This is a genomic window from Acinetobacter lactucae, from assembly GCF_013344765.1.
In the GTDB taxonomy this organism is placed as follows: Bacteria; Pseudomonadota; Gammaproteobacteria; order Pseudomonadales; family Moraxellaceae; genus Acinetobacter; species Acinetobacter lactucae_A.
In genome coordinates, this window is record NZ_JABVBF010000121.1 from 1 (window position 1) to 10,812 (window position 10,812).

Annotated in this window: 11 protein-coding genes; 1 reads left to right on the forward strand and 10 read right to left on the reverse strand. The window is 39.9% G+C overall.

Annotated features, from left to right (window positions below):
* Positions 1-42 precede the first annotated feature (42 nt).
* The 10 genes from rplI to ppsA form a co-directional block, all read right to left on the reverse strand.
* Complete coding sequence (rplI, locus tag HUN22_RS12230; protein WP_000382591.1) at positions 43-489, reverse strand: 50S ribosomal protein L9; 447 nt, start codon at positions 487-489, stop codon at positions 43-45.
* Between the two features lie 8 nt (positions 490-497).
* Positions 498-725 (reverse strand): 30S ribosomal protein S18, encoded by a 228-nt coding sequence (rpsR, locus tag HUN22_RS12235; RefSeq protein WP_000090661.1) that lies wholly within the window; start codon positions 723-725, stop codon positions 498-500.
* Between the two features lie 11 nt (positions 726-736).
* Positions 737-1,120: a 30S ribosomal protein S6 gene (gene rpsF / locus HUN22_RS12240; protein ID WP_002119610.1), complete on the reverse strand. Its 384-nt coding sequence runs from the start codon at positions 1,118-1,120 to the stop codon at positions 737-739.
* A 181-nt stretch (positions 1,121-1,301) separates the two neighbouring features.
* Positions 1,302-2,180: a heme o synthase gene (gene cyoE / locus HUN22_RS12245; protein WP_057106887.1), complete on the reverse strand. Its 879-nt coding sequence runs from the start codon at positions 2,178-2,180 to the stop codon at positions 1,302-1,304.
* Between the two features lie 10 nt (positions 2,181-2,190).
* Positions 2,191-2,520 (reverse strand): cytochrome o ubiquinol oxidase subunit IV, encoded by a 330-nt coding sequence (locus HUN22_RS12250; RefSeq protein ID WP_000094534.1) that lies wholly within the window; start codon positions 2,518-2,520, stop codon positions 2,191-2,193.
* Positions 2,520-3,140, reverse strand: a complete 621-nt coding sequence (gene cyoC / locus HUN22_RS12255; protein ID WP_016145819.1) for a cytochrome o ubiquinol oxidase subunit III — start codon at positions 3,138-3,140, stop codon at positions 2,520-2,522. The genes HUN22_RS12250 and cyoC overlap by 1 nt, the downstream gene beginning before the upstream one ends.
* 4 nt (positions 3,141-3,144) lie before the next feature.
* Positions 3,145-5,136, reverse strand: coding sequence for a cytochrome o ubiquinol oxidase subunit I (gene cyoB, locus HUN22_RS12260; protein WP_174729737.1), 1,992 nt, complete (start codon positions 5,134-5,136; stop codon positions 3,145-3,147).
* 3 nt (positions 5,137-5,139) lie between these two features.
* A complete protein-coding gene (gene cyoA, locus HUN22_RS12265; RefSeq protein ID WP_016145817.1) occupies positions 5,140-6,192 on the reverse strand; it encodes a ubiquinol oxidase subunit II in 1,053 nt (350 codons plus the stop codon).
* A gap of 316 nt (positions 6,193-6,508) precedes the next feature.
* The gene (locus tag HUN22_RS12270) at positions 6,509-7,264 is read right to left on the reverse strand and encodes an RDD family protein (protein WP_174729741.1); all 756 of its coding nucleotides are present in this window, start codon (positions 7,262-7,264) and stop codon (positions 6,509-6,511) included.
* Positions 7,265-7,328: 64 nt separating this feature from the next.
* Positions 7,329-9,716, reverse strand: coding sequence for a phosphoenolpyruvate synthase (ppsA, locus tag HUN22_RS12275; protein ID WP_174729744.1), 2,388 nt, complete (start codon positions 9,714-9,716; stop codon positions 7,329-7,331).
* Between the two features lie 147 nt (positions 9,717-9,863).
* On the opposite strand from ppsA, the gene ppsR reads away from it, so the two are divergent.
* Positions 9,864-10,700, forward strand: a complete 837-nt coding sequence (ppsR, locus tag HUN22_RS12280) for a posphoenolpyruvate synthetase regulatory kinase/phosphorylase PpsR (RefSeq protein WP_002119749.1) — start codon at positions 9,864-9,866, stop codon at positions 10,698-10,700.
* Positions 10,701-10,812 lie beyond the last annotated feature (112 nt).

Sequence of the window (10,812 nt, forward strand, 5' to 3'; positions counted from 1 at the left end):
AAAAAAGAGCATGCAAAAGCATGCTCTTTTTTTGATAAGAAATTACTCAGATACGATAGTAACGAGAACTTCTGCAACAACATCATGATGCAATTGGATTGCGATGTTGAATTCACCAGTGTGACGAAGCGCGCCATTTGGTAAACGAACTTCTGCACGGTCAACTGTAAGACCAGCATTCGTTAATGCGTCAGCGATGTCACGAGTACCGATAGAACCGAAGAGTTTACCTTCGTCACCAGCTTTAGCAGTGATAACGATGTTAACTTCATTCAATTGTTCAGCACGTGCTTGAGCAGCAGCTAAAACTTCAGCTTCTTGCTTCTCAAGTTCAGCACGACGAGCTTCAAAAGCAGCAGTGTTAGCTTCAGTAGCTGCAACTGCTTTACCTTGAGGGATAAGGAAGTTACGGCCGTAACCAGCTTTAACTGATACTTTATCGCCTAATTTACCAAGGTTCTTAATGCGTTGTAATAAGATAACGTCCACAGATCACCTCACTTATGGTTGTCAGTGTACGGAATCAAAGACAAATAGCGAGCTTGTTTGATAGCAAGTGCTAATTGACGTTGATAACGAGCTTTAGTACCAGTGATACGGCTAGGAACAATCTTGCCGTTTTCAGTGATGTACTGTTTTAAAGTGTCGATATCTTTGTAGTCGATGTACGCAACATTCTCAGCTGTAAAGCGGCAGAACTTGCGACGACGGTAAAAACGTGCCATTGATGTTCTCCTTATTCAGCTTCTTGAGCAACTTGCTGTGCTTCTTCGCGTTGAGCTTTACGCGCACGCTTTTCTTCAGCACTCTTAGCAAGCAATGACTCTTCAGTGATTGCGTGTTCACGACGGATGATAAGGTTACGAATGATCGCGTCGTTATAACGGAATAATTCTTCTAACTCATCAAGCGTAGTTTGACCACATTCAACATTCATAAGAATGTAGTGCGCTTTGTGAATTTTGTTAATTGGGTAAGCCAATTGACGACGGCCCCAATCTTCTAAACGGTGAATTTGACCTTCAGCTTCTTTGATCTGAGAGATATAGCGTTCAACCATACCTACAACTTGATCGCTTTGGTCTGGGTGTACCAAAAGTACGATTTCGTAATGACGCATTGTCAGCTCCTTACGGTTTAAACAGCCCCTAATAAAAAAATTAGAAGCAAGGAGTCATAACTGAATAAGTTATGTCGCAAAATTTGCGAAGGCTGAATTATAGGTAAAAGTTCGACTAAAAACAAATCTTTTGATCAGAAAAGTAAAACTTCTTTACTATAAAGAGGAAATCCTCTCTTGTTTAAAAGAGAGGAAGATTTGGAGCAGGGGATTGATAGGTAAAGCTAAAGCTCAAACTTAACAGGGTAATTAATATGACCGAGTAGAGAAAAAAACGTTTAGCCCACAATTGATCATTTTCGGCTTTAAATCCAACAACTGATAAATATAACCAATATGCAGTCAAAGCATTAAAGGTAATTAAAAAGAATATATTGGTATAGCCAAAACAATATAACCCATTCAAAACAGCTGCAAATAACAGGATATAGATTACACATTCAATTTTCGTACGATAAATAGAACGTGCTACAGGCAAAATTGGAATTCCCGCATTTTTGTAATCATCAAAACGATAAATTGCAATTGCCCAAGAATGAGGCATTTGCCATAAAGCGTATGCTAAAAACAAAAGCAAGGCTGCCACATCAAATTGATGAGTTACTGCTGTATAACCAATAACAGGAGGGCTCGCCCCGGAGATACTACCAATGACGGTTTGATGGATTGAGGTACGTTTAGTCCACAAACTATAAAAACCGACATAGACAATAAAACCAATCATTGCAAACAAAAATGCGTAGCCATTTACACCGAACCACAGAATGCTAAAACCAATTACTCCAAGTACGAATGCATATATCATCGCAATAGTAGGAGAGATTGTTTTTTTAACAAGTGCGCGGTTTTGCGTGCGCTGCATCTTTGTATCAATATCTTGATCTATAACATTATTAACAACGCAACCAGAAGCTACAACTAAAGTTGTTCCGAGTAGGGTGAGAAGTAATAATAAGATGTCTATAGAGCCTTGAGCGGCTAAGAAAAAGCCGCCCAAGGTGGTAATGAAATTACCGAAGAGAATTCCTGGTTTAGTCAGGAATAGATATTTTTTCAACATGACAATCAGTTTAGATCATCATATTGTAGTGAAGGTAATTCATAATCCACACAGAACCGATTAAAAGTACAGCGATACAAAGGATTGTGTAGATGAATGCAATCATATTCCAACGTTGTTCAGATGATGTATTCATGTGTAAGAAATACACAAGTTGTACAAGGACCTGAGCAACCGCAGTGATTGCAATCACTGTAACTAAAAGACCACGACTGAAACCACCCGCCATCACCATCCCGAAAGGGATGATGGTGAGGATAACAGAAAGGATAAATCCAACAGTGTATTGCTTAAAGTTACCGTGTGACGCACCAGCAGCATTATGCTCATGACTACTCATTAGAGAACTCCCATTAAGTAAACGACGCTGAATACACAGATCCAAACGATGTCAAGGAAGTGCCAGAACAAGCTTAAGCAAGCAAGACGACGTGTATTCGGTAAAGTCAAACCTTTAGTCTTGATTTGATACATTAATACAAGCATCCATACGAGACCAGAGGTTACGTGGATACCGTGTGTACCAACCAAAGTAAAGAACGATGATAAGAATGCACTATGAGTTGGACCATGACCTTCATGTACAAGGTGATGGAATTCGTAGATTTCCATCCCAATGAACGTTGCACCAAAAAGGAATGTGATAAATAACCAGGTGATAACTTGGTTCACATTCTTTTTATAAGATGCAAGTACAGCAAAACCAAAAGTTACCGATGAAATCAATAAGGCGAATGTTTCAGTTAACACGTAGCCTAGTGAATCATGGAATAGGTCATATGCACTTGGAGTTCCTGGTGGGATATGACTGCTTAATACAGCGAACGCAATGAAGAGTGATCCGAAAAGAATCAAGTCACTCATCAAGTATGTCCAAAAACCAAAGACCGTTAAATCAGTATCATCATGTTCATGATGACCGTCATGGCCGTGGTTGTCGTGATGAAGTACTTCAGCCATTTCCTTAGTCCTTCTTCAAGTGTTTTTCAAGTAAAGCATAGCGTTCGTTTTCAATACGCTCAACTTCAGCAGCAGGAACGTAGTAATCAACATTCTTAGTGAATGAGCTTACGATCAAGCTAACAACAGCTGCAACGAATGAAACAACAACGAGCCACCAAATATGCCAGATGAGTGCAAAGCCAAGAAGAGTAATGAACATTGCAATAACAAAACCAGCTGCACGATCAGTCGGCATGTGGATGTCTTCATATTTAGTGTTACGTGCGTATGCTACACCATTTTCTTTGTCAGTCCAGAAACGGTCGATACCGCTTGCATCTGGTTCATGCGCAAAGTTATAGAACGGAGCAGGGGAAGAAGTTGCCCACTCAAGTGTACGAGCATCCCATGGATCGCCTGTAAGGTCCATGTTGTCTTTGCGTTGTAAGAAACCAACAATGATTTGCATTAAGAAACATGCAATACCAATAGCAACAAGAACAGCACCAAATAATGCAATCGCAAGGTACGGATCCCATTCAGGGTTGTCATATGTATTCAAACGACGAGTCATACCCATGAAACCAAGGATATAAAGTGGCATGAATGCAAAATAGAAACCGAAGAACCAGAACCAGAATGCAGCTTTACCCCATGCTTCATTGAGCTTCCAACCAAACATTTTTGGCCAGTAGTAAATGATGCCGGCAAACATACCAAACACCACACCACCGATAATTACGTTATGGAAGTGAGCGATCAAGAATAATGAGTTGTGTACCAAGAAGTCCGCAGGTGGAACAGCCATAAGTACACCAGTTAAACCACCAATACCGAATGTTACAAGGAAGCCAAGTGTCCATAACATTGGAGTAGTAAAGGTGATGCGACCTTTATACATGGTGAATAACCAAGAGAAGATTTTCACACCAGTAGGAATCGCAATAACCATGGTCATGATACCGAAGAACGCGTTAACGTTCGCACCAGCACCCATGGTGAAGAAGTGGTGAAGCCATACAACAAACGCAAGAACAGTAATCGCGATAGTTGCATACACCATAGACTTGTAACCGAACAACGCTTTACGAGAGAAGGTTGCAACGATTTCTGAGTATAGACCAAATGCAGGCAATACCAAGATATATACTTCAGGATGACCCCATGTCCAGATCAAGTTCACATAAAGCATTGGGCTACCGCCAAGCTCATTTGTGAAGAAATGGAAGCCGAAGTAACGGTCAAGAGTAAGCATTGCAAGAGTACCTGTTAATACAGGGAATGAGGCAATGATTAATACAGCCGTACAAAGTGAAGTCCACGTGAAAATAGGCATGTCCATTAATTTCATGCCAGGCGCACGCATTTTGATGATGGTAACGAAGAAGTTAACACCAGATAAAAGCGTACCTAGACCAGAAACCTGAAGTGCCCAGATATAGTAGTCGACACCTACACCAGGAGAATATTGAATGCCAGATAGAGGAGGGTAAGCCATCCAACCAGTCGCAGCAAATTCACCTAATACAAGTGAAAGCATCATCAAACCAGCAGCACCAGCGAATAACCAGAAGCTTAAAGAGTTCAATAATGGGAAAGCAACGTCACGAGCACCAATCTGTAAAGGTACAGAGATGTTCATCATACCTACAACGAGACCCATTGCTACGAAGAAGATCATGATTACACCATGCGCGGTGAAGATCTGGTCGTAATGGTCAGGATGTAGATAACCTTCACCACCGCCTTTAGCGAGGAAAAGTTGTAAACGCATCATGATCGCATCGGCAAAACCACGCAGAAGCATGATAACGGATACGATGATATACATGATACCAATCTTTTTATGGTCTACTGTAATAAACCACTCATTCCACAAATATCCCCATTTTTTGAAATAGGTGATACCGCCAAGCACTGCAATTGCACCAATTGCCATAAGGACCATGGTGACAAGTACGATTGGCTCTGTCGGGATAGAGTCCCAACCCAGTTTACCAAAAATCATATCCATGTCTTATTCCCCTTGAGCAGCGTGTTCAGCTGCAGCATGAGTATCAGCTGTTGCGTGTGCAGCAGAGTGGTCAACACCATGATAGTTACTCATATAGTGGTTGATAATTGTTTCAAACAATTTTGGTTCAACTGTAGAGTAATAAGTCACAGGGTGTGGCTTAGTCGGGAACGGTTTCATAGCTTCAGCTTCAGCAACTGCTTTTTCATCACCAGCAGCTTTAGCACGATTCACTAAATGCTCGATCTGATGCTTAGAACGGTTACCATCACGTAAGGTTGCCAATTCAGCTTGGTCAAGCGTAGTTTTTTGAACTGCTTCTGGGTTAATGGTTGAACCATTACCTGCTTTAACCGCTGCTACCCATTCGTTGAATTGTTGCTCTGTAACACTATGCGCCTTGAAACGCATTTGAGAGAAACCATAACCTGAGTAGTTAGAAGAGAAACCACGATATACACCAGTTTCATTTGCTAACAAATGAAGGTGAGTTTGCATACCTGCCATTGCATAAATCTGGCCGCCTAACTGTGGAATGAAGAATGAGTTCATTGTAAAGTTAGAAGTGATTTTAAAGCTTAACGGAGTTTTTTCAGGGAAACGTACTTCGTTAACTGTTGCAATGTTTTGTTCAGGATAAATAAAGATCCACTTGAACTGTTCAGCAATAACTTGAATAGTTAAAGGTGCTTTATCTGATTCTAAAGGACGGTATGGGTCGTACTTGTGGGAACCCCACCAAGTTAACCAAGCTAAAATACCAATAATAATGACAGGGATACCCCATACTACAACTTCAATTGCAGTTGAGTGTGCCCATGTAGGTTTATAGTCTGCATCTTTATTTGACGCGCGATATTTCCAACCAAACCATAATGCCATGATGATTGAAGGAATCACCACAAGTAACATTAAATAGATCGCAGTCATCATAAGGTCACTTTGACCTTGACCAACTGGACCTTTAGAGTTTAGAAGTACCATATCACCACCACACCCAGTCAAAAGTGCGGCAAGCGTTGATAAAGACAATACAGCTAAAATCGTTTGTCTCATTTTACAACCTCGGTGAAGAGTCCCATTCCCTAATTAAATATGGGATAGCGATTAAAGTGTCGCATGATTGAGAACGCTAATCCTAAAATTTAGACTTCTCAATTATATGACACCGCTACGTTGTAGGGCATTATGCCTCATATCGACAAACTAAGCTATACATAAAGTAGGCTGAAATAATTGTTTTAAAACCCGATTTTTTTTGTAGGGTATTTAATTTCACTAGAGCTTTTATTTAAATATCAACTCTCTATAGAAAAAAGGAGGCGGGGTGCCTCCTCTTTTTTTAGACATTAAATGAATGAGTCATTCATTATCATTTGATCACTTTTGTTCTTGCAATTTTGTCATGTAAAGCTTGGCGCTTTTGCCCTAGTGCAAAAGCGTAGTCAATAATTGTACTGATTGGCATGAACAGTAAGTTTAATATGATAAAAACAATACTTCTTAATAAGAAAATACGAGTTAAATTAACCTTGCTATTATCTTCAGCATCTACAATTTTAATTCCAACGATTTTTTTACCTATGCTCTGCCCAAACTTCGTTAAAAGAATGGCTTGAATAGCAAGCATAATTACGACGTAAAGAAGCATTGAGTGCCAAGCTTCTATCGGAATTAAGGTAAAAAGTTGCTGTTGTAACTCTGCCGCTTTAGTCGATGCGACTTCTGCGGATTGCATCTGTTTTTGCAGCTCGAATAATTGCTTATATTGAGCTTCATTAAAGAAAAATGACGGAATTGCAGCGATTGGTAACCAAAGCAATAAATCAATAATTTTTGCCAAAGCCCGAGCTGGAATAGACGCAAGTTCATGAACTTTAGGTTCTACACGAATTTGACGAATAGTTTCATTAGTTGATGTATTCGTGTTTATTGTAGGTATAGAATAACCGATAGGTTGATATACAAGTTTACCTTGGGTTAATTCTCCTAAAGCTTTCCATTCTGTCATGCCTTCATGCCAAGCTAAATCAGTTAACAAAATTTGTTGGCTCGCCAACATTTGATTTACTTGTTCTAAAGTGTAAGGCCCAGCTTGTTGATTATTACGTGCCAAGTAAATTTGCATAAATAAAAATTCTCTATTCTAAAGATGAAAAAAGACCCACGGATGGGCCTTTTTTTATAACATATTAGATTTGCTTGATTTTTTCTTCAGCAAGGAAGAACCATGTATCTAAAACTGAGTCTGGGTTAAGAGAGACAGATTCAATACCTTGTTCCATTAACCATTTTGCAAGATCTGGATGGTCTGAAGGACCCTGACCACAGATACCTACATATTTACCTGCTTTACGGCAGGCATGGATTGCCATTGAAAGAAGTGCTTTAACAGCTGCATCACGTTCATCAAATAAGTGTGAAACAATACCTGAGTCACGGTCAAGACCTAACGTTAACTGTGTTAAGTCATTAGAGCCAATAGAGAAACCATCGAAGTGCTCTAAGAATTGTTCAGCTAACAGGGCATTAGTTGGTAATTCACACATCATGATTACTTTTAAGCCATTCTCACCACGTTTCAAGCCATTTTGTGCAAGTAATTCAATAACGCGTTTCGCTTCAGATACTGTGCGTACAAAAGGAATCATGATTTGAATATTGGTGAGACCCATTTCATCACGAACTTTCTTAAGTGCGCGGCATTCTAATTCGAAACAATCACGGAAGTTATCAGATACATAACGGCTTGCACCACGGAAACCGAGCATCGGGTTTTCTTCTTCAGGCTCGTATAACTTACCACCAATTAAGTTTGCATATTCGTTTGATTTGAAGTCAGACATACGAACGATAACTGGCTTGTCACCAAATGCAGCAGCAAGAGTAGCAATACCTTCAACCAATTTTTCAACATAGAAATCTACTGGTGATGCATAACCCGCTGTACGAGTTAAAACGGCAGCACGAGTTTCACGAGGTAGGCTGTCAATGTTGAGTAGGGCTTTAGGATGTACACCGATCATACGGTTAATGATGAACTCAAGACGAGCAAGGCCAATACCTTCGTTTGGAATTTGAGCAAAGTCAAATGCACGGTCAGGGTTACCTACGTTCATCATAATTTTGAACGAAAGCTTAGGCATAGATTCAATTGAGTTGCGTTGAACTTCGAAATCTAATGCACCTTCGTAAATGAAACCTGTATCACCTTCAGCACAAGAAACAGTTACTTCTTGACCGTCAGTCAATACTTCCGTTGCGTTACCACAACCTACAATAGCTGGTACACCAAGTTCACGTGCAATAATTGCTGCGTGACATGTACGACCACCACGGTTAGTGATAATTGCAGCAGCACGTTTCATTACCGGTTCCCAATCAGGATCGGTCATATCCGACACAAGAACGTCGCCTTCTTGAACTTTGTCCATTTCTTTAATTGAGTTAACAATACGGACTTTACCTGAACCAATACGTTGACCAATTGAACGCCCTTCACAAAGAACTGTACCTCTTTGTTTGAGAAGGTAGCGCTCCATAGTGCCTACGTTTTGGCGGCTTTTTACAGTTTCAGGACGAGCTTGAACAATATAAATTTGACCATCATCACCGTCTTTTGCCCATTCGATGTCCATTGGAGCGCCGTAATGTTGTTCGATGATGAGTGCTTGTTTAGCTAGCTCTTGTAACTCATGGTCATTTAAAGCAAATTGTTGGCGCTCTTGTTTTTCAACATCAACAACAACAACAGATTTACCCGCAGAACCTTCTTCACCATAAATCATTTTTTGGTGTTTAGAACCAAGGTTACGGCGTAAAATAGAATGTCTACCAGCATTTAATAATGGTTTAGATAGGTAGAATTCATCAGGGTTAACGGCACCTTGTACAACCATTTCACCTAAACCGTAAGATGCTGTGATAAATACAACATCACGGAAACCAGACTCTGTATCAAGTGTAAACATTACACCAGCAGCACCGGTTTCAGAACGAACCATGCGTTGTACACCAGCAGACAATGCTACAACATCATGATCGAAACCTTGGTGTACACGGTAAGAAATTGCACGGTCATTATATAAAGAAGCAAATACTTCTTTGATCGCAATAAGTACGTTATCAATACCGCGAATATTCAAGAAAGTTTCTTGTTGACCCGCGAAAGATGCATCTGGTAAATCTTCAGCAGTTGCAGATGAGCGAACGGCAACCGCGATATCAGGGTTGCCGTTAGAAAGTGCTGTAAAAGCGGCGCGAATTTCTTGTTCTAAGGTTGCAGTGAGTGGAGTCTCTACAATCCATTGGCGAATTTTAGCACCTGTTTCTGCAAGAGCATTTACGTCATCGACGTTAAGTTGAGCAAGTTCTGCTTGAATTCGAGCGTTGAGACCACTTTGGTCTAAGAACTCACGATAGGCAGCAGCAGTAGTTGCAAAGCCACCAGGTACCGATACGCCAGCATTTGATAAATGGCTGATCATTTCACCCAAAGATGAGTTTTTCCCACCTACGAGTTCGACATCGTGTTTCCCTAATTTTTCTAGACCGATTACGCGCGCTTCCAAAGTTTTCACTCCACTTTTGCAGTATTAATGTCTATCTTGGCATGAAATTATAAAAATAAAGTGCTTAGTTGAGAATTATACTAAGCGACAGTCATGTAAGATCAGTTTACTATAAAGATTATATAGCACTAAGACAAATGTTTAAGGAGAATTTTAATGTCAGAAAGTAAACAATTTAAGCGGAGTGTTTTTTTTATTTCTGATGGAACTGCAATTACTGCCGAGACCCTTGGACATTCGTTATTAGCACAATTTCCCAATGTAGATTTTGATATTCACATCATGCCGTATATTACAACTGAAGAGGCGGCAATGGATGTGGTAGTTGAGATTAATCGATGTCAAACCAAAGATGGTTGCCTACCTTTAGTCTTTGATACTTTAGTTGATCCACATGTGCGAGAGATTATTAATACGGCTAAAGCGGTTAATCTGGATGTATTTGAAGGCTTAATTAGTAAACTTGAGCAAGAGCTTGGGACACCACCAACAACGTTGGTCGGGCAGACCCATGCGGTAACCGATTCTGAATACTATAAAGCCCGTATTGATGCCGTTCATTTTGCGCTTGATAATGATGATGGGGCACGTACTCGTCATTATGATAAAGCGGATTTAATCTTAATTGGAGTTTCCCGCTCGGGTAAAACACCGACTTCAATTTATTTATCTCTTCAATTCGGTATTCGTGTTGCAAACTATCCATTAACTGAAGAAGATTTGGATGATAACCGTTTGCCAGCAGTATTAAGAGCTCATCGTAGTAAGTTATTTGGTTTGATGATTGATGCTGAGCGATTGGTAGCGATTCGTAGTGAGCGTAAGGCAAATAGTCGTTATGCGAGTTTTAGCCAATGCCAGATGGAGCTTAGAGCAATTGAAGGAATTTATATTTCAGAAGGTATTAAATACTTAAATGTCACTGAAATGTCGATTGAAGAAATTTCAACACGTATTTTACAAATGACAGGACTAAAACGACGTATTGGATAATTTAATCAACCGCTTATTTTAACCATTCAATTTATATATTTGGTACTAAGTAAATTGAATGGTTATAAATAGGAAAGCAAAAGTTTTAAATATAAAACAAAAAGTTATTGGA

Bases quoted from the DNA above. Each gene is read 5' to 3' on its own strand.
- cyoA (WP_016145817.1), bottom strand. From the start codon at position 6,192: ATGAGACAAACGATTTTAGCTGTATTGTCTTTATCAACGCTTGCCGCA.
- ppsR (WP_002119749.1), top strand. From the start codon at position 9,864: ATGTCAGAAAGTAAACAATTTAAGCGGAGTGTTTTTTTTATTTCTGAT.
- cyoB (WP_174729737.1), bottom strand. From the start codon at position 5,136: ATGGATATGATTTTTGGTAAACTGGGTTGGGACTCTATCCCGACAGAG.
- HUN22_RS12270 (WP_174729741.1), bottom strand. From the start codon at position 7,264: ATGCAAATTTACTTGGCACGTAATAATCAACAAGCTGGGCCTTACACT.
- rpsR (WP_000090661.1), bottom strand. From the start codon at position 725: ATGGCACGTTTTTACCGTCGTCGCAAGTTCTGCCGCTTTACAGCTGAG.
- rpsF (WP_002119610.1), bottom strand. From the start codon at position 1,120: ATGCGTCATTACGAAATCGTACTTTTGGTACACCCAGACCAAAGCGAT.
- HUN22_RS12250 (WP_000094534.1), bottom strand. From the start codon at position 2,520: ATGAGTAGTCATGAGCATAATGCTGCTGGTGCGTCACACGGTAACTTT.
- cyoE (WP_057106887.1), bottom strand. From the start codon at position 2,180: ATGTTGAAAAAATATCTATTCCTGACTAAACCAGGAATTCTCTTCGGT.
- cyoC (WP_016145819.1), bottom strand. From the start codon at position 3,140: ATGGCTGAAGTACTTCATCACGACAACCACGGCCATGACGGTCATCAT.